Consider the following 26,969-nt stretch of genomic DNA (forward strand, 5'->3'; position numbering starts at 1 on the left):
ATGGCTGACACGGCAAAGCCGAGCTTACGCGATCTGGATCCCCAGCAGATGAGAAAGCTCGTCGCGCTGGCCAGGGATCGTGGCCGGAGTGCCGACAGGAGTGGCGCTAGCGCCATTCCGGTGGTGGCCCGGGGCGGATCATTGGAGATGTCCTTTGCGCAGCAGCGGCTCTGGATGTTGGCGCAGCTCGATGGTGCGAATTCCAGCTATCACATTCGCGGCGCATTGCGGCTTTCGGGCGAGCTCGATCTCGAAGCCTTGCGTCGCAGCATCGACCGTGTGTTCGCGCGCCACGAATCGCTGCGCAGCGTCTTTCGCATGGTGGACGAACAGCCCCGCGTGGTGCTGCTGCCGATGGATGAACGTGTGCCGCTGCTCGAACATGATCTCAGTAGCCGGGACGATCGCGAGCAGGAGCTGGCGCGCCTCTGCCGCGAGGAGGCCGCGACGCCGTTCGATCTCGCCGCAGGACCGTTGATCCGCGGCCGGCTGATCCGGACGGCAGAGCGCGACCATCTCTTCCTGCTCACCCAGCATCACATTGTGTCCGATGGCTGGTCGATCGGCGTTCTGGTGCGCGAACTCGGTGCTCTCTACCCGGCTTTTGCCGCAGGCAAGGACGATCCTCTGCCGCCATTGGCAATTCAGTATCCAGACTATGCCGCCTGGCAGCGACAATGGCTGTCGGGCGAACGCTTGCAGCGGCAGGTCGACTATTGGCGAGAAGCACTCGCGGACGCTCCGGCTGTGCTCGAATTGCCGACGGACCGGCCGCGGCCGCCAATCAGGTCGCTCGCCGGCGCGTCCCTGCCGATCGAGATCGATGCGGAGCTGGCGTCCGGCATCCGCCGACTGAGCCAGTCGCATGGCGCCAGCACCTTCATGACGGTGCTGGCAGCCTGGGCAGTCGTGCTGTCGAGACTCTCCGGTCAGACGGAGGTCGTGATCGGGACGCCGACCGCCAACCGAAACAGGCCCGAGATCGAGGGCCTGATCGGCTTCTTCGTCAACATGCTCGCTCTCCGCGTCAATCTCGCGGCCGAGCCGAGCGTCACCGAGCTACTCCGTCGCGTGCGCGCGGCGGCGCTCGCGGCGCAGGATCATCAGGATCTGCCGTTCGAGCAGGTCGTCGAGATCGTTCAACCGCTGCGACGGCCGGCGCAGACGCCGGTCTTCCAGGTCGCGTTCGCCTGGCAAAGCAGCGACATGGGACCCCTCGAGTTGCTCGGCCTCAAGGCCGAGGTCGCTGATATTCCGCTGCAACAGGTCAAGTTCGATCTCGAGCTCAATCTCGGCGAGATGGACGGGCGCATTGTCGGCTCCCTGAATTATGCGACGTCGCTGTTCGACGAAGCGACGATCACGCGCTATCGGGGCTATCTGTTGACCGTGCTGCGGGCCATGATCTCCGATGCGAACCAGGTGGTCGACCGGATCGATATCATTGGTGTCGATGAGCGCAGGCGCGTTCTCGACGCGTGGAACGAGACGGCCACGCCGTTTCCCTCCGAAAGCTGCATTCACGATCTATTTGCGGAGCAGGTGAGAAGGGCGCCGGACGCCATTGCGCTGGCGTACGAGGACGTTCGTCTGAGCTATAGCGAGCTCGATGCGCGAGCGAACAGGCTTGCGCGGCACTTGATCACCTTGGGAGTGGTGCCGGATCAGCCCGTTGCGATCTGCCTGCCGCGGGGCATCGCAATGGTGGTGAGCCTGCTGGCCGTGCTGAAGGCGGGCGGTGCCTATCTGCCGCTCGATCCCGCTTATCCTGCGGAGCGGCTACGTCAGATTATCGACGATGCCAGGCCGCGCCTGCTGATCGCAGACGGCACAGGACGCGCGATCATTCCAGATGGGACCTGCGAGATGGTCGACCCCGACGCAGACGCGGGGCAGGCGACGTCGGATCCGAGTGATCTTCTCGAAGGACTGACTGCGCGAAGCCTCGCCTACATCATCTACACGTCCGGCTCGACCGGTCGGCCGAAGGGGGTGATGGTCGAGCACCGTGGCCTGGTGAATCTGGCGTTGGCGCAGCGGGCGTTGTTCAACGTCAATTCGAGCAGCCGCGTCGTTCAGTTTGCCTCACTCAGCTTCGATGCCAGCATCTGGGAAATCGTCATGGCGCTGTGCTCGGGCGCCGCGCTGTTTCTGGCCGGCACGCGCGAGCATCAGGACACCGCGGCATTGTTCGGCTATCTCGCGGACAACGCGATCACGCATGCGACCCTGCCGCCGGCGATGCTGCACGGGCGGACCGATCTGGATCGGCTCGCCTCGTTGCGGGTCCTCGTTCTTGCCGGTGAATTGCCCAGGGCCGAGCTGGTCAAGGAAGTGCCTGCTGACATCGCCGTCTTCAACGGTTACGGGCCGACGGAGGCAACGGTCTGCGCCACGAGCTGGTTGCGGCATCAGGGTTTTGACGGCGCCGCCGCTCCGATCGGTCGACCGCTGCCGAATGCGCGAATCTATCTCCTGGACCGGTTCGGTACGCCCGTTCCGCTCGGCGCGGTCGGTGAAATCCATATCGGAGGGGTCGGTGTCGCGCGCGGTTATCTCAATCGCGCCGATCTGACGGCGGAACGCTTCGAGCGCGATCCCTTCTGCGGCGATGCCGATGCACGCATGTACCGCACCGGCGATCTCGGCCGCTATCTCCCGGACGGCAATATTGCGTTTCTCGGCCGCAACGACCACCAGGTCAAGATCCGGGGCTTTCGCGTCGAGCTCGGCGAGATCGAGTTTCGGCTCAACGAGCACGCCGACGTTGCCGATTCAATCGTGCTGGTGCAGCGCAATCATGGCGGCGATATGCGGCTGGTCGCCTATGTGGCCGCTAGGGGGGGCGTAAGGCGCGATGGCGGAGAGCTTGCCAGCGCGTTGCGCGATTACCTGCGTGCGTGTCTGCCGGACTACATGGTGCCGTCAGCGTTCGTAAGTCTCGATGCACTCCCGCTCACGCCGAATGGCAAGGTCGACCGCAAGGCGCTGCCGGCGCCGGAGAACGATGCATATGCGCGGCGCCGTTTCGAACCGCCGCGAGGCGAGGTCGAGCAGATTGTCGCAAATATCTGGGCCGAGCTCTTGGGCGTCGATCGGATCGGACGCAGTGACCACTTCTTCGAGCTCGGCGGCCACTCGCTACTCGCAGTGCGCATGCTGGAACGATTGCAGCGGCATGCGCTGAGGGTGGATGCGCGCATGCTGTTCGCGAAGCCGGTGCTGGCGGACTTTGCCGCCAGCCTCGATGGCGGCGTAGAAGCCGACGTTCCGGTCAATCGGATCACCCAGCAGACGACGGCGATCACACCGGAATTGTTGCCGCTGATCACGCTAACGCAATCCGACATCGACAGCATCGTGGCCGACGTTCCCGGCGGCGTCGCCAACATCCAGGACGTCTACGGCCTCTCGCCACTTCAGGATGGCATCCTCTTCCATCACCTGCTGTCGAAGGAAGGCGATCCCTATCTGCTGGTTGGCCGGATGGCTTTTTCCGACCGCGACCTGCTCGATCGCTATCTCGACGCGGTCCGGCAGGTGGTCGCCCGTCACGACATTCTGCGAACGTCCGTCGTGTGGAGCGGACTGTCCACGCCGGCTCAGGTGGTCTGGCGACAGGCGCCCTTGGTCGTCAGCGAGGTCGTGCTGGATGGCGAAGGTCCGGCGGATGAGCAGCTGGCTCGACGATTCGATCCGCGTTTGCATCGGATCGATCTTGGGCGGCCGCCGCTGCTGCGATTTGCAGTCGCGGCCGATCCCGGCGGAAAGCGCTGGCTGCTCCTTGTTCTGCTGCATCATTTGATCGGCGACCACTCCACGCTCGAAGTGATGCACGAGGAGGTCGGTAAGATCCTGTCCGGGCGGAGTCACGAATTGCCGCCGCCTTATCCGTTCCGGAATCTGGTGGCACAGACGCGCGGATCGGCGGCGACCGCGGAGCATGAGCGTTTTTTTCGCGGCATGCTCGCCGACATCGACGAGCCGACCACGCCGTTTGGTCTGGACCGAGTGCACGGCGACGGTGCCGGCATGGCCGAAGCCCGGCTGATGCTGCCCGAGAGCTTGAACGCAAGGCTTCGTGCGCAGGCGCGGCGGTTGGGCGTCAGCCTCGCCAGCCTTTGCCACCTCGCCTGGGGCCAGGTGATAGCGCGAACCAGTGGGCGCGAGCACGTGGTGTTCGGGACTGTTTTGTTCGGTCGCATGCAGGCTGGCGCCGGCGGTGATCGCACCATGGGCCTGTTCATCAACACCTTGCCGCTGCGGCTCGATCTCGACGACACGGCGGTCGAGGACGGCGTTCGTGATGCGCATCGTCGGCTGACCGAGCTGATAGCACACGAGCACGCCTCGCTGGCGCTCGCACAGCGATGCAGCGGCGTCACGGCACCCGCGCCTCTGTTCAGCGCGATACTGAACTATCGGCACAATGCAATGCCGGCGGATCTGGCTGCCAACAGAGAACACTCCGGCATCGAATGGCTCGGTGGCGAGGAGCGCACCAATTATCCGCTGATGCTGGCCGTCGAGGATTATGGTCGAGCGCTTGGTCTGACCGCTCAGATCGTCGATCCGTTCTCGGCTGATCGCATCTGCGCCTTGATGCAGCAAGCGCTCGACCAATTGGCCGATGCGCTGGACCATGCGCCGCGTGCGCCGGTCCGGCAGCTCGACATTTTGCCCCCCGACGAGCGCCAACTGTTGCTGGAGACGTGGAATTGGACGCAGGCGCATGATCGGCGAGAGGCGTTGATCGAGCAATTTGAAGCACAGGTCCGGAAGTCGCCGCAAGCGATTGCGTTGGTGTTCGGCGAGGCGGAGCTGAGCTATGCCGCGCTGAATGCACGCGCCAACCGGCTGGCGCGGCGATTGCGGGATCACGGCGTCGGGACCGACGTCGTGGTCGGGCTGGCGCTCGACCGCGGCGTCGAGATGCTGGTCGCGCTGTTGGCGGTGCTGAAGGCGGGCGGGGCCTATCTGCCGCTCGATCCGGACTACCCGCCGGAGCGGCTGGCGCACATGCTGCGCGACAGCGGCGCGGCGCTGGTGCTGACGCAAGAGAGATTGCACGATCAGTTCGCAGGCATACTGGCGGAGACCGGCGCGGAGGCCTGGCTAGTCGATGGACAGGACGGCGAGGGCGGCGATGCAGGCAATCTCGATGTCGCCGTTCACGGCGAGAGCCTTGCCTATGTGATCTACACTTCGGGCTCGACCGGTCTGCCCAAGGGCGTGATGGTCCGCCATGACGCCGTGACCAATTTCCTCGCGACCATGGCGGAGCAGCCCGGCGTGACGGCCGGCGACCGCGTGCTGGGGCTGACCTCGCTGTCCTTTGACATCGCAGTGCTGGAGCTGTGGCTGCCGCTGACGATCGGCGCCTGCGTCGTGCTGGCGGATCGCGCGGCCGCGCATGATCCTGCCAAGCTCAAGGCGATCGTGAAGCAGCATGGCGTGTCCGTGATCCAGGCCACGCCATCGACCTGGCGCATGCTGCTCGATCACGACGGTCCTGCGCTGCCGGCGAGCTGCCGGGTGCTGTGCGGCGGCGAGGCGCTGCCGCCGGATCTGGCCCGGCGGCTGGTGGCCCAAGCCGGCGAGGTCTGGAACCTGTACGGCCCGACCGAGACCACGGTGTGGTCGGCGCGCCATCGGCTCGATGCGATGGACGATCGTCCGCTGCTGGGCCGCCCGATCGGCAACACCACGCTGTATGTTCTCGACGGTGACCTCAACCTCGCGCCGATCGGCGTCGCCGGCGAGCTCTATATCGGTGGGAGCGGGCTCGCGCGCGGCTATTGGCGGCGCGGCGGCCTGACGGCGGAGCGCTTCATCCCCGATCCCTTCGGTCCGCCGGGGGCGCGACTGTACCGCACCGGCGATGTGGCGCGGTGGCGGTCCGACGGTGTGCTCGATTATGTCGGCCGGGCCGATTACCAGGTGAAGATCCGCGGCTTCCGTATCGAGCTCGGCGAGATCGAGGCGCGGCTGCAGGCACAGCCGGGCGTTCGCGCGGCCGTGGTGGTGGCGCGCGAGGCCGGCGCCGGCCGTCAGCTGGTCGGCTATGTCAGCGGCGAGGCGCTGGATGGCGCGGCGCTCAAAACAGCGCTGTCCTCGGCGCTGCCCGACTACATGGTCCCGGCACGGATCGTGGTGCTGGAGCGCCTGCCGCTGACGCCGAACGGCAAGATCGACCGCAAGGCATTGCCGGCGCCGGATCAGCTTGTGGCGTCCGCCCAGCATGTGGCGCCGCGCACGCCGGCGGAAGCCGCATTGGCTGCGATCTGGGCCGATCTGCTGCGCCAGCCCAATATCGGCGTCACCGACAATTTCTTCGAGCTCGGCGGCGATTCCTTGATCGCGGTCCAGCTCGTCAGCCGCATCAAGCGCGATCTCGGCCACGACCTGCCGCTCAATCGTCTGTTTGAATTGACAACCGTTGAAACCATGGCTGCTGCGCTGGGCCTGGAGAGCGAGACCGACAAGCGAAGCGACGACATCGTAGCGATGCTCGACATGTTGAAGGAAGTCGAACTGTCCGATGAGTGACACGGCAACCACGCAAAAGCAGCAGCTGCGCGACATTTCACGGCGCCTGATGCGGCTCGATTCCGGCAAGCAGCACGCGTTCCTGTCGCAGCTCGCGGCGAAGGGCGTCAACCTCGCCATGCTGCCCATCGTGCGCCAGGAGCGAAAGCGGGCGCCGCTGTCCTTTGCGCAAGCGCGCCTCTGGTTCCTGTGGCGGATGGATCCGTCCAGCGCCGCCTACAACATATCGGCGACGGTACGCGTGCGCGGCCAGCTGCAACCACGCGCATTGCAACAGGCGTTCGATATGCTCGTGGCCCGCCACAGCGCGCTTCGCACCGTCTTTCGGCAGGAAGGGGAGCAGGCCGAACAAGTCATCCAGGTTCCGCAGCCGGCAGCATTGCGGCACCTGGCCCTCGATGGCGACGACCGCGAACGGCAGGCGCGCGAGCTGGCGCGGCAGCAGGTCTCGCTGCCGTTCGATCTCGAGGCCGGCCCGCTCATGCGCGCGGCGCTGCTGACGCTCGACGAGCGCGATCACTTCCTCGTCGTCAGCCTGCATCATATCGTGGCCGACGGTTGGTCGATGGGCGTGCTGGTCGACGAGTTCTGGAAGCTGTACGCGGCATTCGCATGCGGTGAAGCACCGGCGCTGCCGGAGTCGGATATTGACTATGCCGACTACGCCGAATGGCAGCGGCTCTGGATGAGCGCGGTCGATGGCGAACGGCAGGTCGGCTACTGGACCAGGCGTCTCGCCGATCCGGCCGTGCTCCAGCTGCCGATCGACCGGCCGCGCACGGCGATCCCGGATCTGGCGGGATCGGCACATCGCATCCCGCTCGACCCGGCGCTAGCCGAGGGCTTGCGCGCGCTCGCGCGGCGGCATCGCACGACCCTGTTCGCCGTCCTGCTGGCGAGCTTCAAGCTGCTGCTCCATCGCTACACCGGCCAGTCCGACATCAGCATCGGCGTGCCCGTCGCCAACAGGCATCGCGACGAAGCGCGGGGCGTGATCGGTCTGTTCGTCAATACCCAGGTGCTTCGCACGCAGATCGACGGCCGCGCGGCAATCGCGGACTTCATTGCGGTGGTCCATGCTGCCACTGTCGAGGCACAGGAAAACCAGGACCTTCCGTTCGAACGTCTGCTCGAGATCCTTCAGCCCACGCGCAGCCTGAGTCAGAATCCGCTGTTCCAGGTCCTCTACAATCACCAGCGTCGTCGGGCGTCGGCTAGTCCACCGGATCGGACCGGTCTCCAGATCGAGACGATCGATACAGAGGTCGATACCGTCAAGTTCGACCTCGCGCTCGATACAGACGAGGGTCCGTCGGGCGAGATCCGCGCCATCTTCACCTATGCGACGGCGCTGTTCGAGGCGGCGACGATCGAGCGTCTTGCCGCGCATTGGACCACGATCCTGAAGGCCATGGTCGCCGACGACGCGCAAGGGATCGCCGATGTGGCGTTGCTGTCCGAACAGGAACTGGGGCAGTTGCGGCAATGGAATCGCGTCGACGACGAAACGGCAAGCTCATCGTTCACACCGGTGCATCGGACGGTTGCACGGCTGGCCGCCGAAACACCCGACGCGCCGGCACTGGTCTTCGGCGACGATGAAATCACTTATGCCGAGCTCAACCGTCGCGCCAATCGCCTCGCGCACCGCCTGATCCGTCTCGGCGTCGGTCGCGACGATCTCGTTGGCGTCTCGGCACGGCGTTCGCCCGACCTCGTCGCAGCGTTGCTCGCCATCTTGAAGACGGGTGCAGCCTATCTGCCGCTCGATCCCGAGCATCCGGCCAGACGACAGGTCGGCATCCTCCGCAATGCCGGCGCGCGTGTCGTGCTGGTCGACGTGGATGGTTCGGCGTTGACGCCGCCGCCGGCTGACATCGAGGTCGTTCCGCTCGGCGCGATCGATCTCGCCAAGGAGAGCGAAAGCGATCCGGAGATCGCGGTGGTGCCAACCAGCCTTGCCTATGTGATCTACACCTCCGGCTCCACCGGCATCCCCAAGGGCGTCGCCGTCGAACACGGTCCGTTCGCCATGCACTGCGAGGTGACGGCCGGGCTCTACGACATGGATCGGCACTCGCGCGAGCTGCACTTCCTGTCCTTCACCTTCGATGGCGCCCATGAGCGGCTCTGGACCGCACTGACCTGCGGCGCCGCGCTTGTGATGCGGGATGCCGACCTGTGGTCGGCCGAACAGACCATCGAGGTTCTGCGCCGGCAGCGCGTCACCAATGCCGGGTTCCCACCCGCCTACCTGCAACAGCTCGCCGATTTCGCGATGTGGCGTGGCGATCCGCCGCCAGTCGAGCTGTACTCGTTCGGCGGCGAGGCGATGCCCAAGGCCGGATTCGACAAGGTCAAGCGCGCGCTCAAGCCGCGGGCATTGATCAACGGCTACGGGCCGACCGAAACCGTGGTCACGCCGCTGGTCTGGAAGGTCGATGCGAGCGAGGAGATCGACGGCAACTATGCCCCGATCGGTCGCCCGGTGGGCCGCCGCTCGGCCTACATCCTGGACAATGATCTCAACATCGTTCCGGTCGGCGTGACCGGGGAACTGTTCATCGGCGGCGAGGGGCTGGCGCGCGGTTACTGGCAGCACGCGGAGCTGACGGCGGAGCGCTTCGTCCCTGATCCGTTTGGCGCACCGGGCGCGCGTCTGTATCGCACCGGCGATCTGGCACGCTGGCGTGCCGATGGCGTCATCGAGTATGTGGGCCGGTCCGATCATCAGGTGAAGATCCGCGGCTTCCGGATCGAGCTCGGCGAGATCGAGGCATGGCTGATGCGGCAGGCCGGCGTGCGGTCGGCCGTGGTCGTTGCCCGTGAAGCCGGCGTCAGCCGTCAGTTGGTCGGCTATGTCGCCGGCGATGGGCCGTTCGACGAAGCGGCGATGCGCGCGGCGCTCTCGGATGAGCTGCCCGACTACATGGTGCCGGCCCGCATCATGCGGCTGGAGCAGCTGCCGCTCACGGCGCACGGCAAGGTCGATCGCGAAGCCCTGCCGGCGCCTGAGATGCCGGCTGCAACCACCGCGCATGTCGCGCCGCGCTCCGCAGCCGAGACGGTGCTCGCTGCGATCTGGGCCGAGCTGCTCGGCCAGCCCGCCATCGGCGCCACTGACAATTTCTTCGAGCTCGGCGGTGATTCGATCATCTCGCTGCAGCTGGTCGGTCGCGCGCGCCAGGCGGGCCTGCTGATCGAGCCGCGTGACGTCTTCCGGCATCAGACCTTGCAGGATCTGGCGCGCGTGGCGCGGAGTGAAGACAAAGCGGAGATCGTCGCCGTTGAGCTCGATCTCGACGGCCGCGAGCACCTGCTGCTGCCGATCCAGTTGCGGTTGCTCGGTGAGGATGCAGGGGACCGTCATCACTGGAATCAGGCCGTCCTGTTGTTGCCGAAGTCGCGGCTCGACTGGAAGCTCGTCGAGCTCACGCTTGCCGCTCTCGTCGCGCATCATGCGGCCCTGCGCCTGCGCTTCGAGGAGATCGACGGCGGTTGGCGCGCGACCTACGGTGCTACGTCGCCAACATCCGAGCTGCTGTGGATTCGTGGTGACCTCCAGGATGCCGCCGCAGTCACGAAGGCCGCCTCACAAGCCCAGACCAGCCTGTCGCTGGCCGGCCCGCTGCTGCGTGTGGTCGGTATGGATCTTGCGGACGGTAGCCAGCGTCTTCTAGTGGTGGTGCATCATCTCGTCGTTGATGGCGTGTCATGGCGGGTGCTGCTCGAAGACTTTGCGGCGGCGTACGATCAGCTCCGCCGGGGCGCAACTTCAGTCGCGCTGGCGAGGAGCGACTCTTATGCATCCTGGGGCGCGCGATTGCAGGCCTATGCTGCGGCCGACGAGCTGGCAGCCGAGCTCGACTATTGGCTGGAGCGAGGATCGCATGCAGCGTTTCCCTGCGATGACGATCATGGCGGGGTCGACCGGGTTGCAGACGGCGAGGAAGTCCTGCTGGCGTTCGACGCCGGATTGACCACGCGGCTGCTGAAGGAAGCCCCGACCGCTTACCGCACCCAGGTCAATGATCTCCTGCTGGCGGCACTTGCGCGAGCCGCGTCGCGCTGGGGCGGGATCGAGAACGTCGTCGTCGAGCTCGAAGGCCATGGCCGCGAGGACGTCTTTGACGGTGCGGACGTGTCCCGCACCATCGGCTGGTTCACCACTGCTTATCCGGTGCGGCTGCCCGGTGGCCCCGGGGACGATGCCTCGCTGATCAAATCCGTCAAGGAGGAGCTTCGGGCCGTTCCCAACCGCGGCTTGGGGTACGGCGTCCTGCTTCATCTCGGCACCGAGGCGCAGCGGAGCGCCCTGGCGGCACGTCCCGAGCCGCGCATCGTCTTCAACTATCTCGGCCAGTTCGATTCCAGCATGGGAGAGAGTGCCCCGTTTCGCCTCGCGTCCGAGAGTTCGGGGCCGATGCGCAGCGAAAGCGCGCCGCTTGGCCGCTGGGTCAGCATCAACGGTCAGGTCGGCGAAGGACAGTTGCGCCTGTCGTTCAGCTATGGCCGCAGGCGTTACCGGCGCGCAACGATCGAACGTCTCGCCGAGCATTACGCGGCGGCCCTGCGCGAACTCGTCGCGCATTGCACGGGCGGCGCCCGCGGCATCACGCCGTCGGACTTCGCCTTGTCGAACCTCAAGCAGGCTGATCTCGACGCGCTGGTCGCGACGATCGACTGCCGCGAGATCGAGGACATCTATCCGCTGTCGCCCATGCAGCAGGGCATGCTGTTCCATGCCCTGCGTGATGGCGCGAGCGGCAATTACGTCAACCAGATCGGCCTGGAGATCCGTGGTCTCGAGGCCGGCAGGCTGCGCGCAGCCTGGCACGAGATCAGTTCGCGCCACGCCGTGTTGCGAACCGGATTTGCGTGGCGCGAGCTGTCGGGGGCCGCGCAGCAGGTGGTCTATCGCTCTGCGCCTTTGCCATTCGATGAAGAAGACTGGCGCTCGCGGGCGGCCGCCATGGAAGAGGAGGAGCTGCGGGTTGCGCTCGCGGGTATTGCGCAAGCCGAACGTACCAGGGCATTCGATCTGTCTCAGGCGCCATTGCAGCGGGTCCGGCTGATCCGGCTCGACGACGCGCGCCACTGGCTGATCTGGACCCACCACCATATCCTGCTCGACGGCTGGAGCGCCGCGCATCTGATGGCCGAGATCCTGCAGCACGAACGCGGCGCACGCTTGCCAGCAGTGAAGGGCCGCTATCGCGACTACATCGCATGGCTGCAAAGGCAGGACCGCGAGGCGTCGGCCTCGTTCTGGCGATCGGCCTTGGCCGAATTGGACGAGCCCAGCTTCCTAGCGGACACGGTGGGAGGACCTGCAGCCCGCGGTGCTTCCGGCCATGGCTCGCTGGACCAGCTTCTCACCGCGGACCTGACGGCAAGCCTGCAAGCTTTTGCGCGGCGCGAGCGCGTCACGCTGAACACGCTGGTGCAAGGCGCCTGGGCGCAGCTGCTGCGTCGTCACACCGGCCAGCGCGCGGTCTGCTTCGGTGCGACGGTCTCCGGCCGACCGGCCGAAGTAAGCGGGGCCGAGGAGATGGTCGGCCTGTTCATCAACACGTTGCCCGTCGTCGATCAGGCAAGCCCGCAAACCGAGATCGGAGCGTGGCTGCGCGATCTCCAGGCGCGCAACACGGATATGCGCGATCACGGCTGGATGCCGCTTTACGAAATTCAGCGTCTTGCCGGCCGCTCCGGTCGCGCGCTGTTCGACAACATCCTCGTGTTCGAGAACTATCCGATCGATCAGGCGCTGCGGGGTGAGAGCGAAAGCGGACGCCGGTTCGGCCGGGTCGAGCAGGTCTCGATTACCAATTATGCGCTAACGGTGGCGGTCTTCGCCAAGCCCGACGGCATCAATCTGGGCTTTCGCTACGATCGCAGCCGCTTCGACGACGATCATATCAGATATCTGCAAGCCTCGCTGTCGCAGCTGCTCGCCAGGGTCGTGGCGGACGCCTCGCGGCCGCTGGGCGCGCTGGACAGCCTCGATACCGACGAGAAACAGATAGTGCTTGGCTGGGGCGGCAGCGCCGAGCGGGCACCGAAGTTTGGCGACAGCATCGTCACGCAGATTGAAGCCCGGGCCGCGGCTTCGCCATCGTCGATCGCGTTGATCTTCGGTGAAAGGCAGATCAGCTATGGCGAGCTGAACGCGCGTGCCAATAGCCTGGCATGGCGGCTGCGGGAGCACGGGATCGGTCGCGACCGGCTGGTCGGCTTGGCGCTCGAGCGCAGCGTTGAGCTGATCGTCGGCGTCCTGGCCGTGCTGAAGGCCGGCGCCGCCTATCTGCCACTCGATCCCGACTATCCCTCCGAGCGCCTGCTCCACATGCTGCGTGATAGCGGAACAGCGCTGGTGCTGACCCAGGAACGGCTGCTTCCGCATCTGGCATCTGTGATCACGGATGCGGACGTCGAGGCCTGGACAATCGACGGCGAGGGTGAAGCTCGGATCGAAGCCCATGCCGGCAATCCCGACCCGGCGCTTCATCCGGACAGCCTGGCTTATGTGATGTACACGTCCGGCTCGACCGGCGTACCCAAGGGCGTCGCCTGCTCGCATCGCGCACTCGCGGCCCGGCTCGGCTGGATGCAGGCGGAGTATCGTCTCTATCCGGGCGAGACCTTGCTGCACAAGACCCCGTTCAGCTTCGACGTCTCGGTCTGGGAGATATTGTGGCCGCTCGCAACCGGCGCGCGGCTGGCGATCGCGGCTCCAGGCGCGCACCGCGAGCCGCGACTCCTGGTGGACGCCGTCATCGCCCATGACGTGACGACGCTGCACTTCGTGCCGCAGATGCTCGAGCATTTCGTGACCGAGCCCGGCGCGGCGCGCTGCACCTCGCTCAAGCGCCTGTTTGCTGGCGGCGAGGCGCTGTCGGTCGATCTCATGACGCGTGTGCGTGCGGCGTTCCCCGATGTGCGGTTCGACAATCGCTACGGACCGACCGAGGCGCTCATCAACGCCACCTATTGGACCTGTCGCGACGAGGATGGGACGCGCGTGCCGATCGGACGACCCATTCCCGGCGTGACGATCCGCATCCTCGACGTCGATCTGAACATGGTTCCGGCAGGCGCGACCGGCGAGTTGTTCATCGGCGGGGCCGGTTTGGCGCGGGGCTATTGGCGGCGCGAGAAGCTGACGGCGGAGCGCTTCATTCCCGATCCCTTCGGGGAGAAAGGCGAGCGGCTCTATCGGTCGGGAGACCTGGCGCGCTGGCGCGCCGATGGCGCGATCGACTATGTCGGACGCGCGGATCACCAGATCAAGATCCGCGGCTTCCGCATCGAGCTCGGCGAGATCGAGGCGCGGCTGCTCGAGCAGCCCGGCGTTCGCTCCGCCGTCGTGGTGGCGCGCGATGTCGGCACGGGCCGTCAGCTCGTCGGCTATGTCAGTGGCAGCGGCGAATTGACGGAGGCAGGCTTACGGACCGCGCTGTCGGCCGTCTTGCCGGATTACATGGTGCCGCCGAGAATTGCCGTGCTGGAGCGGCTGCCCTTGATGCCGAGCGGCAAGGTTGATCGCCAAGCGCTGCCGGCGCCCGACATGGCCTATGGCCGTGCGGATCATCAGGCGCCACGCACGCCTGCAGAGATGGCTTTTGCGGCGATCTGGGCCGAGCTGCTCGGCCGGCCGGCCGTGGGCCTCACCGACAATTTCTTCGAACTCGGCGGCGATTCCATCATCTCGCTCCAGATGGTGAGCCGCGCCCGGCGCGCCGGATACTTGATCGAACCGCGTGACGTGTTTCAGCACCAGACCTTGGAAGCTTTGGCGCTTGCAGCGCGTTCGCAACAGCGCGCGGGTACGCTCGCCGACCAGGGGCAGGTCACCGGCCCGCATCGGCTCTTGCCGATTCAGTCCCGCTTCTTTGCGGACGACATGGAGAACCGGGATCATTGGAACCAGGCGGTACTCTTGCAGCCGAGAGAGCGTCTCGACTGGGACGTGATGCGGCGCGCACTCGCCGCCGTGGTCGATCATCATGACGCACTGCGCCTCCGCTTCGCGCAGAGGCAGGGGAGCTGGCATGCCGAGCACGGCTCTGCTCCGGCAGCGGATGCGCTGCTCTGGGTGCGGCAGGCGATCGACCGGGCCGCCGTGACGGCGCTGGCATCGTCGGCGCAAGCAAGCCTGTCGATCTCGGGCGGGGAGCTGTTACGGGCCGTCGGCATCGATGTCGCTGATGGCAGCCAGCGTTTTCTGATCGTGATCCACCATCTCGTGGTCGACGGGGTGTCATGGCGCATTCTGCTGGAGGACATCGCCGCAGCTTACGCGCGGTTTGGAAACGGCGACGCCACAGTTGTGCTTCCGCCCAAGAGCCACGCGTACGCACTGTGGGGACAGCGCTTACGGACCTACGCAACGTCCCCTGAACTGGCGGCGGAATTGCCTTACTGGGCCAGCCGCGGCGCGCATGCGGACATTCCCTGCGACGACGATCATGCCGACCTCGATCGCATGGCGGATGCCGATGAAATCCTGCTGTCGTTCGAAGAGCAATGGACCCAGCGCCTGCTGACGGAGGCGCCATCGGCTTATCGTACGCAGATCAATGATCTCCTTCTTGCCGGCCTTGCACGCGCCGTCTGGCAGTGGAGTGGGCAGGACGACGTTCTCGTCGAGCTGGAGGGGCATGGCCGCGAGCACCTGTCCGGCGATCTCGACCTCTCGCGCACGGTCGGCTGGTTCACGACGGCATTTCCGGTGCGATTGGCCGGTGGCTCGGAAGATCCTTCGTCATTGATCAAGACCGTGAAGGAGGAGCTTCGCGGCATTCCCGGCCGCGGGCTGGGCTACGGCGTATTGCGTTATCTTGGCTCCGAAGAGCAGCGCTTGGCGCTATCGCATGCCGGCGAGCCGAAGATTGCGTTCAACTATCTCGGCCAGATCGATGGGGGCGATGAGGCGGCGCTGTTCAAGATGGCAGCGGAAAGCGCCGGCCCATCGCGGGATGCATCGAGCCCGCTGCGGCGCTGGCTGAGCGTGAACGGCACGGTGCGCGATGGTCGGTTGCTTCTATCATTCGGCTTCGGCCGCAAGCGCTATCGGCGCGAGACGGTCGAGCGGCTGGCCGCGTTGTACGAGGCTGCGTTGCGTGAGCTGGTGGATCACTGCACCGGCGGCGCTTGCGGCCTGACTCCATCGGATGTGGCGTTGTCGGGGCTGGGTCAGACCGAACTCGACAGGCTTGCGCTCGATTGGCGCGAGATCGAGGACATCTACCCATTGTCGCCGATGCAGCAGGGCATGTTGTTCCACGCGATGCATGACGGCGAGAGCGGGCTCTACGTCAATCAGGTCGCGGCGGAAATCCGTGGGCTGGAAGCCGGAAAGTTGGGCCGCGCCTGGCAGGCAGCCAGCGATCGTCACGCGGTGCTGCGGACGGGATTCATTTGGCGCGACCTGTCCGGCGCACTGCAACAGGTCGTCTATCGACGGGCCGAAGTGCCCTTTGTCGAGGATGACTGGCGGGCACGGAGTGCGACGTGGGACCAGGCGCAACTGGACGCGGCGCTGGCCGATGTCTCGCGGCAGGAGCGGACCGCCGGGTTCGATCTGTCGCGACCACCCTTGCAGCGGGTCCGGCTGATCCGGCTTGGCGACGACAGGCATTGGCTGATCTGGACGCATCACCACATCCTGCTCGACGGATGGAGCTCGGCGCGGCTGATCGCCGAGGTGATGCAGCATAATGGCGAGGGACGTCTGCCGGCGCTGCATCACCGCTATCGCGACTACATCGCGTGGCTGAAGGCTCGCGACAGCGAGGCGTCGGCGGCCTTCTGGCGCAATGCGACGGCAGAACTGGACGAGCCGAGTTTCCTGGCAGGCAGCGTCGTCGAACCGACGGGCGCCCAATTGTCCGGCCACGGCACGCTCGCGCTGGAGCTGGATTCTATATTGACCGGACGCTTGCAGGAATTCGCGGCGCGCGAGCGCATCACGATGAACACGCTGGTGCAGGCGGCATGGGCGCAGTTGCTGCGACAGTATACCGGCCAGGGCACGGTCTGCTTCGGCGTCACCGTGTCCGGCAGACCGCCGGAACTCGCCGGCGCCGAAGAGATGGTCGGCCTGTTCATCAACACGTTGCCGGTCATCGACGGCGTCAGCCCGCAGCAGGCCGTCGGCGCATGGCTCCGCGAGTTGCAGGATCGCAATCTGGCCTTGCGCGAATTCGGCGCGACGCCGCTCTATGAGATCCAGCGGCTGGCAGGGCGCCCCGGACGGCCGCTGTTCGACAGCATCCTGGTGTTCGAGAATTACCCGGTCGATCGCGCGCTGATCGGACAGAACCGGAAGATCCAGGTCGGCGAAACCCGGATCGTCGAGACCAGCAATTATCCCTTGTTCGCCAGCATCGGCGTCGATGAGCGCCTGCGCCTCGTCTTCAACTATCAGCGCAAATATTTCGACGAGGCCCAAATCGCACGGCTGCAGCGAACCTTTGTGCGGCTGATCGAGGCGCTGAGCGTGGATGCCGATCGATCGGTCGGCATGATCGCGGCTCGCGATCCCGCGGATGACGTCCTGCTTGCACGGGCGAACGGTACGCGCCGGGATGAACCGCGCGAGGGGATCATTGCGCAGTTCGAGGCACAGGTCCGGAAGTCGCCGCAAGCGATTGCGTTGGTGTTCGGCGAGGCGGAGCTGAGCTATGCCGCGCTGAATGCACGCGCCAACCGGCTGGCGCGGCGATTGCGGGATCACGGCGTCGGGACCGACGTCGTGGTCGGGCTGGCGCTCGACCGCGGCGTCGAGATGCTGGTCGCGCTGTTGGCGGTGCTGAAGGCGGGCGGGGCCTATCTGCCGCTCGATCCGGACTACCCGCCGGAGCGGCTGGCGCACATGCTGCGCGACAGCGGCGCGGCGCTGGTGCTGACGCAAGAGAGATTGCACGATCAGTTCGCAGGCATACTGGCGGAGACCGGCGCGGAGGCCTGGCTAGTCGATGGACAGGACGGCGAGGGCGGCGATGCAGGCAATCTCGATGTCGCCGTTCACGGCGAGAGCCTTGCCTATGTGATCTACACTTCGGGCTCGACCGGTCTGCCCAAGGGCGTGATGGTCCGCCATGACGCCGTGACCAATTTCCTCGCGACCATGGCGGAGCAGCCCGGCGTGACGGCCGGCGACCGCGTGCTGGGGCTGACCTCGCTGTCCTTTGACATCGCAGTGCTGGAGCTGTGGCTGCCGCTGACGATCGGCGCCTGCGTCGTGCTGGCGGATCGCGCGGCCGCGCATGATCCTGCCAAGCTCAAGGCGATCGTGAAGCAGCATGGCGTGTCCGTGATCCAGGCCACGCCATCGACCTGGCGCATGCTGCTCGATCACGACGGTCCTGCGCTGCCGGCGAGCTGCCGGGTGCTGTGCGGCGGCGAGGCGCTGCCGCCGGATCTGGCCCGGCGGCTGGTGGCCCAAGCCGGCGAGGTCTGGAACCTGTACGGCCCGACCGAGACCACGGTGTGGTCGGCGCGCCATCGGCTCGATGCGATGGACGATCGTCCGCTGCTGGGCCGCCCGATCGGCAACACCACGCTGTATGTTCTCGACGGTGACCTCAACCTCGCGCCGATCGGCGTCGCCGGCGAGCTCTATATCGGTGGGAGCGGGCTCGCGCGCGGCTATTGGCGGCGCGGCGGCCTGACGGCGGAGCGCTTCATCCCCGATCCCTTCGGTCCGCCGGGGGCGCGACTGTACCGCACCGGCGATGTGGCGCGGTGGCGGTCCGACGGTGTGCTCGATTATGTCGGCCGGGCCGATTACCAGGTGAAGATCCGCGGCTTCCGTATCGAGCTCGGCGAGATCGAGGCGCGGCTGCAGGCACAGCCGGGCGTTCGCGCGGCCGTGGTGGTGGCGCGCGAGGCCGGCGCCGGCCGTCAGCTGGTCGGCTATGTCAGCGGCGAGGCGCTGGATGGCGCGGCGCTCAAAACAGCGCTGTCCTCGGCGCTGCCCGACTACATGGTCCCGGCACGGATCGTGGTGCTGGAGCGCCTGCCGCTGACGCCGAACGGCAAGATCGACCGCAAGGCATTGCCGGCGCCGGATCAGCTTGTGGCGTCCGCCCAGCATGTGGCGCCGCGCACGCCGGCGGAAGCCGCATTGGCTGCGATCTGGGCCGATCTGCTGCGCCAGCCCAATATCGGCGTCACCGACAATTTCTTCGAGCTCGGCGGCGATTCCATCATCTCGCTGCAGATGGTGAGCCGCGCGCGGCGCGAAGGCGTGCTCATCGAGCCGCGCGACGTGTTCCGGCATCAAACCATCGAGGCGCTGATTGCGTCGTCCCGAGATGTCGAGCCCGACAAGGAAGACCCTGCATCGGAGCGCGGCTCGCTAGCGGGACTCTCCAGTGAGCAGCTCGAACGACTCGGTCTGGACTGGAGCCGCGTCGAGGACGTCTATCCGTTGTCGCCGATGCAGCAGGGCATGCTGTTTCACAGCCTGCGCGATGCCGGCAGCGGCGTTTATGTCAACCAGGTCAGTGTCGAGATCCAGGGCCTCGACCCGGAACGCCTCGGCACAGCGTGGCGCGAGGTGAGCGCGCGTCATCAGATGCTGCGGACCGGCTTCCTCTGGCGTGAGCTCTCCGGCTCCCCGCTGCAAGCCGTCTATCGCGACGCCACCGTGCCGTTCGCACAGGAGGACTGGCGAGGGCAGGCGATCAGTGATGAAAGAATTGCGGCGGCCCTTGCCGATGAGCGCGCCGCCGAGTTCGATCTCCAGAGGCCGCCGCTCCAGCGGGTGCGGCTTCTGCGGCTCCAGGACCACCTGTACCGGCTGATCTGGACCTACCATCACATCTTGATGGACGGTTGGAGCTCGGCCAGGTTCGTCGGAGAAGTCCTGGAGTGCTATTACGGCAGCGCTGTCGCCGCGAATGCGACGCGCTACCGCGACTATATCGCCTGGCTGCAGGCGCAGGACGCCAAGGCTGCCGAAGCGTTCTGGCGCGAGCAACTCAGGAGCTTCGATGAGCCGACGCAGCTCGCCGATGCCTTCGGCGCGCGCCGCCATCAGGCGTCCGGCCACGAACGCTGTTACACACGTCTCGGAGAGACGACGACCGCGGAGCTGAAGGCGTTCGCGCGGCGCGAACGGATCACGCTGAACACGATCGTCCAGGGCGTGTGGGCGCTGCTGCTGCAACGCTATACGGGCCAGAACACCGTGACGTTCGGCGTAACCGTGGCCGGTCGTCCAGCCGGTCTCGACGGATCGCAGCAGATGCTCGGGCTCTTCATCAACACGCTGCCCGTGATCGAAACGCTTCCGCCCGAAAGCCCGATCGGAGAATGGCTCCGCGCGCTGCAGGACCGCAATTCGGCGATCCGGGACTACGAGCACACGCCACTCTATGACATCCAGGGCTGGGCCGGCCGCGCCGGTCAGACCATGTTCGACAGCATCATCGTCTTCGAGAACTATCCGATCGAACGCAGCATGCACCGCGGTGCAGGCGGGTTGCAGTTCAGCGGCCTGAAGAATGTCGACGTGACGAACTATCCGATGGACCTGTCGGTGCTGGTCGAAGACACGCTCCAGGTCGAATACACCTATATGCCCAGCCATTTCACGGCGGTGCATGCGGCGCAGATCAAGGCGCAGTTCGAGCATTTGCTGGTGGCGCTGACGCGGGACGCCACGGCGCCGCTTGGCAGCCTCGATCCGGTCACCGGACTCGACACCGCCCTTGCGGATCGTTGCAATCGGCACGCGACGTCAAGCGCCCCGCTGCCGCCGGTGCATGAGACGATCAGCGGCCATGCGCGGCGTCATCCGGAGCGGACGGCGCTGACCGTCGGCAGCTCGGTGCTCTCGTTCGGAGACCTCGAGCGCAGGGCCAACCGTCTGGCGCATCATCTGATCGCCCGCGGGCTCAGGCCCGAACAACGCGTTGGCGTTGTGGTCGAGCGAACCGCAGTCACGATGATGGCGCTGCTAGCCGTGCTCAAGGCGGGCGGAGCCTACGTTCCGCTCGATCCCGAGTTGCCGTCAGAACGGCGCGCATTCGTCATGCGCGATGCCGCGATCGCGTTCCTGCTGATGGAACGGCTGGAAATCGAGGACGGCGCGGATGGTGTCGAAACAATCCCGCTGTCCACCTTCGATTTCGATGCAGGGCCCGACCATCCGCCGCAGCCCGAACTGCACCCCGAGAACCTTGCCTATGTGATCTACACCTCGGGCTCGACGGGGACGCCGAAGGGCGTCGCTGTCGCCCACGGACCGCTGGCGATGCACTGTCACGTCACGGGCAGCCTCTACGAGATCGACGAAAGCTCCTGCGAGCTGCATTTCCTATCGCTCGCCTTCGACGGCGCCCATGAGCGCTGGCTCACAGTTCTGTCGCATGGCGCACGGCTGTTGATGCGTGACGCCGAATTGTGGACGCCGGAACAGACGGTCGAGAACCTGCACGCCCATCGCGTCAGCCATATCGGATTGCCGCCGGCCTACCTCCAGCAGGTCGCCGATTGCGTCGAGCAGGGCGGCAATCCACCGCCGGTCAGGCTCTACTCGTTCGGCGGCGAGGCGATGCCGAAGGCGGGCTTCGACAAGGTCAAGCGCGTTCTCAAGCCACGCATTCTGATCAATGGTTATGGTCCGACCGAAACCGTCGTCACACCGCTGGTCTGGAAGGTCGATGGCGCGTCCGAATGCGACACGCCCTACGCGCCGATCGGCGTGCCTGTCGGAGACCGCCGCGCCTACATCCTCGATGCCGCGCTCGACATCATTCCCGCCGGAGTCGCCGGCGAGCTCTATCTCGGCGGCTTCGGGCTGGCACGGGGCTATCACGGCAAGGCCGGCATGACCGCAGAGCGCTTCGTCCCCGACCCATTCTCGTCGACCCCGGGAGCGCGGCTGTATCGCACTGGCGATCTGGCGCGGTGGCGCGAGGACGGCACCGTCGAATATCTCGGCCGCAGCGATGACCAGGTCAAGGTCAACGGCTTCCGCATCGAGCTCGGGGAGATCCAGACCTCGCTCCTCCGTCACGAGGCGATTGCGCAGGCGGCGGTGGTGGCAGTGCCGAGTGCAGCCGGAAATCAGCTCATTGCCTATGTCGCACCGAAGGCTGCAGAAGACGCCGCGCCTGATGCGGCCGAGACGCTGGTCGCGCGCTTGACCGGTTTCCTGAAGCTGATCCTGCCGGCCTATATGGTGCCGGCGCGGATCATGGTGCTGGAGCGGTTGCCGACATTGTCGAGCGGCAAGATCGACCGGCGTGCATTGCCGGCTCCCGATGCGTCGATGCGGAGCTTCGTCCCCCCGCGAACCCCGGCAGAGATTGCAATGGCGCGCCTATGGTCCGAGATCCTGGAGTTGCCGCAGGTCGGCGTCACCGACAATTTCTTCGAGCTTGGCGGCAATTCGATCCTGTGTCTCAAGGTCGTGGCGCGGGTCCGTCAGGACCAGACGTTCGGGATTGAGATCAAGTTGCGCGATCTGCTTCAGAAGCCGACGATACGCGCCTTGCTCGCCGGCAGCGCGACCGCGGCGTCCGCCGTCGCACCATCGGCGCTGCTGCCGCTGAATGCCGCGGTTCGCGGCGTGAATCCGGTATTCTGCGTGCACGGTGGCTTTGGCACGGTGTTCGACTATGGGCCGCTGGCGCGCCGCCTCGAAGGGCACCGGCAGCTGATCGGGCTGCAATCGAGAATGCTGGTCGATTCCTCGTGGACCGACGCCTCCCTCGAAGCCATGGCCGTGGACTACGCGGCCGAGATCCGGCGAATGCAGCCGCGCGGTCCCTACAGCCTGGTCGGCTGGTCCTTGGGAGGACTGCTGGTCGGTCTCGTCGCGGCCGAGCTCGAACGCGGCGGTGAGCGCGTCGATCGTCTCGCGCTGATCGACAGCTTCGTGCCGCGGCAGCCGGACGGATCGATCCCGCAGGAGGCGATTGCCCACTGGGCCGACGATCTCGCCGGATTGCTGTCGGCGGTCCTCCCGAGCGCTGCGGCCTCTCGCATCAAGGCGCAGGTCGAGGCGGCAAAACGTGCTGATTTGCCGGAGACGCCGGAGCACATTCGCGACCTCGTCGCTTCTGTTGTGGAGCAGAGCAGGAGCGTGCGAGCGGACGATGCCTCGCTCGGCGCGGATGATTTGTCCGCTGCATTCGCAGTCGGACGGCACCTCAACAGGCTGGCGCAGAACGCCGCGCTGCCGCGGGGCCTCGAAGCCACGCCGCTCTGCTGGTGGACCTCGACCCGTCTGGCACAGCGTGATCGGCTGGAATTGCAGTTGCCGAAAGCGGTCGATCGCGGCCTCGTTGGCGACAACCATTTCACGATCCTGAGGGGTGCCGGCCTGCTCGATGAGATCTGCGGTCTGCTCGCGCCGGCGGCGGCGTCGACGACCGCGCAGGATACGGTCCCGGAGCCGGCGGAGTAAGCCTTTGAGTCTTGATCCAGATATCGCTGCATTGCTCGAGATGGTGCAGGCCGGCACCGAAGGCGGCGCGCGCATTCCGTTTCCGCAATTGACCGCGGCGCAGGCGCGAGCCGATTTCGATGCGTCCTCGCCGCTGCTCGATGTCGATCCGCCGGCCCTGGCCTATGAGCGGCGTTTGTCGCTGCCGACGCGGGATGGCGCGCTGATCGAGGCGCGGCTTTATGCGAGCGCGCAGCCGAGCGAACGCACTCCCATTCCGATTCTTCTTTACATGCACGGCGGCGGCTTCGTCGTCGGCAGCCTCGACTCGCATCAGCCATTGTGCCGCGGCCTGGCCGAGGACAGCGGGGCGGCCGTGCTCTCGATCGGCTACAGGCTTGCGCCGGAGCACAAGTTTCCGACGGCCTTCGAGGATGCGGTCGATGCGCTGGCCTGGATCGGCCTCGAGGGCCGCGCGATCGGGCTCGACCCGCGCCGGATCGCCGTCGGCGGCGACAGCGCCGGCGGAACGCTTGCTGCCGCGCTTGCGATCGAAGCGAGGACAAACACGGGCCTTCCGCAGCCGGTGCTTCAGGTTCTCGCTTATCCCGGCCTCAGCTCCCGACAAACCTCCGCATCCTACGAGCGCTACGGTACCGGCCATCTGCTGGAGCGCAGCACTGTCGACTGGTTCTTCCGGCAATATCTCCGCGACGAGTCGGACCGCGACGATTGGCGGTTCGCGCCGCTCACAGCGGATGATTTGTCGGGCCTCGCTCCCGCATGCATCGTCCTCGCCGAGTTCGATCCCCTGGTGGACGAGGGACGCGATTATGCAGCCCGCTTGGCGTCGGCCGGCGTTCCCGTCGATCTGCACGTTTATCCCGGCATGATCCATGAATTCCTGCGTATGGGGAATGTCGTGGCCGATGCCTTGCAGGCGAGGGCGACGATCGGGCGGGCGCTGGCCAAGGCCTTTCTCGCCGCTGGCGAAAAGGCGGCCTGATATGGCAATGCAGTGTGAACGAGAGTATGTCATGATCATCATCTCTCGCGCTTCTGTGCGAGAGGCGCCTGAACGGATCCCATGAGCACGTCTATTCCAGACCATAGGCTGTCCCGCCGTGCGCTCCTCGGCGCGGGCGCAGCGATCGGAGGCACGGCCATTGCGAGCCCATGGCCAATGGCATTTGCCCAAACCAGTGGACCGCAAGCTGGGCTCCGAATTGCCGCGCTCGGCTGGGCCTGTGCCCAGACGATACTGGCGCTCGGCGTCGTGCCGCTGGTGATTCCGGAGATCGAGCGCTATGGCCGGCTCGTCGTCGAGCCGCCTGTTCCGCCCAGCGTTCAGGAGGTCGGTCTGCGTTCGGAGCCAAATCTCGAACTGCTGCAGAGCTTCGCCCCCGACATCATCGTCATCGATCCCAGCATTGCGGCCGCCGTCCCCCGGCTCAAGCTGATCGCGCCGGTCGAAACGTTCACGATCTTCAGACCCGGCGGGCATCCTCTCGACACGGCGCGCCGTTCGACGCTGGAGCTTGCCAAACGTCTCGGAGTGCAGCCGGCGTGCGAAGCCTATTTCGCCCGTTTCGACGTCGCCATGGCCGGCTATCGTGAGCAGCTCCGCGGTCGCGGCGGCAAGCCCCTCTATCTCGTCAGCGAGATCGCGCGCAACCGCGCGCTCGTGTTCGGTCCGAACAGCCTCTATCAGGAGGTGCTCGATCAGTGCGGATTGAGGAATGCCTGGACCGGACAGAGCGGCCCATGGGGCCATACCAGTGTTGGGCTCGAAGTGCTCGCCGCGGTTCCGGACGCGCGGCTGGTGTTGATGACCTCGCGGGTCGCCGATGTCGAAGCGCTACTGAAGGCAAGCCCTGTGCTTCAAACCCTGCCGTCTCTTCGGTCGCATCGGCTGACGGTCCTGGGTAATCAGTTCTTCTATGGCGGCGTGCCGGCGGCCGAACGTTTCGCCCGCCTTCTCACCGAACGTCTGCCGCGGGAAAGCCATGAGCAAGGTTGAGGCACTGCCGGCCCGGTCCGGCTTGGAGATGCATCCGGCGGTGCTGATCGGCTTGCTGCTGGCAGCGGCGGCCGCGCTGACCTGGCGCAACCTGTCCGGATATCTGCCCGCCGGCGCTTGGCTGCCGGTGTTGTGGCGGCCGGAGGTCACCGATCCCCAACAGATGCTCGTGCACTACACCGTTTTTCCGCGCATCGCGGTGGCGCTGCTGGCCGGCGCAGCCCTCGGTCTTGCCGGCACGGTCTCTCAGCAGGTGTTGCGCAATCCGCTTGCGGAGCCGAGCACCATCGGCGTCCTGAACGGCGCCTATCTTGCGCTGGCCATAATGACCCTGTGGGCGCCGTCGCTGCTGGTCTTCGGCCGCGAGTGGATTGCGCTGTGCGGCGGGTTCGCTGCGTTCCTGTGCGTGTTCGGGCTGACCTGGAAGCGTGCGCTGTCGCCCGTCGTCCTGGTGCTCGCTGGATTGATCGTCAGCTACTACTGCGCGGTGACCACCCAGGCGCTGGTACTGCTCAACCACGAATATCTGATCGGTCTGTTCATCTGGGGCGCCGGCTTCCTCAATCAGCAGGATTGGAGCAATGTCACGTTCCTGGCGCCGCGGCTGTTGATTTCGATCGTGCTGATCGCGGCGATGGTTCGTCCGCTGACCCTGCTCGGCTTCGACGACGAGACCGCGCGCAATCTGGGCCTCGGATTGACGAGGGCCCGGGTTTTCGCACTCGTCATCGCGATCGCGCTCAGCGCGTCGGTCGTCAGCGTGGTCGGCGTCATGGGATTTATCGGTTTGTCCGCGCCGGCCATCGTCATGCTGTCAGGCGCGCGCCGGTTTCGCGACCGGCTGATCTGGGCGCCACTTTGCGGCGCCCTGCTGCTGTGGCTGACGGATCAGCTCGTGCTTCTGATCCCGCCCGGCTATCGCGAAATGCCGGCCGGTGCGGTGACGGCCCTGATCGGCGCGCCAATGTTGCTCGTGCTGCTGCCGCGGCTGCGGGCCACCATGCCGATGGGAAACCTCACGCCATCCGTTCCGGCGCGGCTCGATCATCCCTGGCGCGTGATCCTGTTCGCGCTCGTCTTGCTGCTGCTTGCCGTCTGGATCGCACTCGCCCTCGGCGTCGGCTCCGACGGCTGGCGCTGGAGCGGCCTGTCGGGCTTGCAGGAATTCTGGCCGTGGCGCTGGCCGCGCGTGGTGTCGGCGCTGGCAGCAGGCGCGACACTGGCGGTCGCCGGCACGCTGCTGCAGCGGATGACCGGAAATCCGATGGCCGCGCCGGAAGTCATGGGCATCAGCTATGGCGCCGCGATGGGCGTAATCGTTCTGCTCTATCTCTTTCCCGCCCACACCCGGCTGGAGCAGATTGCAGCGGCCGGGATCGGCGCCTTCATCGTGCTGGCGCTGGTGCTGCTGTTCAGCCGGCGGTCCGAGTTCAGTCCGGAGCGCGTGCTGCTGGCAGGCGTCGCCATGAGCGCGGCATTCGGCGCGATCATTGCTATGGCGCTGGCCACCGGTGATCCCCGCATCGGCACGCTGCTGTCGCTGCTGACAGGCTCGCTCTACCAGATCGGCCCGGCCGAGGCCGCAATCCTCGCCGCCGCGGCGCTCGTTCTGCTGATCATGGTGCCAATGCTGTCCCGTTGGCTCGATATCCTGCCGCTGGGACCTGCGACCTCGCGTTCGATCGGCATCTCGCTGACGCGGAGCCGCGTCATCATCATGCTGCTGACGGCGTTGCTGACGGCGACGGCCACGCTGATGGTTGGTCTTCTGAGCCTGGTCGGATTCATCGCGCCGCATATGGCACGGATGATGGGGGCGCAGCGCGCGCTGCATCAGGCGGCGCTGGCCGCGTTGATCGGGGCGATCCTGATGGTCACGGCGGATTGGGCCGGACGCATGGTGATCTTCCCGTTCCAGATGCCCGCCGGCATCTTCGCCATGATGCTTGCTGGACCCTATCTCATCTGGCTGCTGCGCCCGCAGCGCGGTTGACG

The 26,969-nt window shown here is 66.2% G+C and carries 5 protein-coding genes; all 5 read left to right on the forward strand.

Annotation, left to right across the window (positions count from 1 at the left end; all coding sequences use genetic code 11):
• A complete protein-coding gene (locus D6B98_RS21375; RefSeq protein WP_126258898.1) occupies nucleotides 1-6,549 on the forward strand; it encodes a non-ribosomal peptide synthetase in 6,549 nt (2,182 codons plus the stop codon).
• Nucleotides 6,542-22,975, forward strand: a complete 16,434-nt coding sequence (locus tag D6B98_RS21380) for a non-ribosomal peptide synthase/polyketide synthase (protein WP_126258899.1) — start codon at nucleotides 6,542-6,544, stop codon at nucleotides 22,973-22,975. Before D6B98_RS21375 ends, D6B98_RS21380 begins: the two co-directional genes overlap by 8 nt.
• A gap of 4 nt (nucleotides 22,976-22,979) precedes the next feature.
• On the forward strand, nucleotides 22,980-23,960 hold the full coding sequence (locus D6B98_RS21385) for an alpha/beta hydrolase (protein ID WP_126258900.1): 981 nt from the start codon (nucleotides 22,980-22,982) through the stop codon (nucleotides 23,958-23,960).
• A 177-nt stretch (nucleotides 23,961-24,137) separates the two neighbouring features.
• Entirely contained in the window at nucleotides 24,138-24,974 is an 837-nt protein-coding gene (locus D6B98_RS21390; RefSeq protein ID WP_164718762.1) for an ABC transporter substrate-binding protein, read from the forward strand.
• On the forward strand, nucleotides 24,961-26,967 hold the full coding sequence (gene fhuB / locus D6B98_RS21395; RefSeq protein ID WP_205680502.1) for a Fe(3+)-hydroxamate ABC transporter permease FhuB: 2,007 nt from the start codon (nucleotides 24,961-24,963) through the stop codon (nucleotides 26,965-26,967). Before D6B98_RS21390 ends, fhuB begins: the two co-directional genes overlap by 14 nt.
• The last annotated feature ends 2 nt before the right edge of the window (nucleotides 26,968-26,969 follow it).

The organism is Bradyrhizobium sp. LVM 105, from assembly GCF_003957705.1.
GTDB classification, from domain to species: Bacteria; Pseudomonadota; Alphaproteobacteria; order Rhizobiales; family Xanthobacteraceae; genus Bradyrhizobium; species Bradyrhizobium frederickii.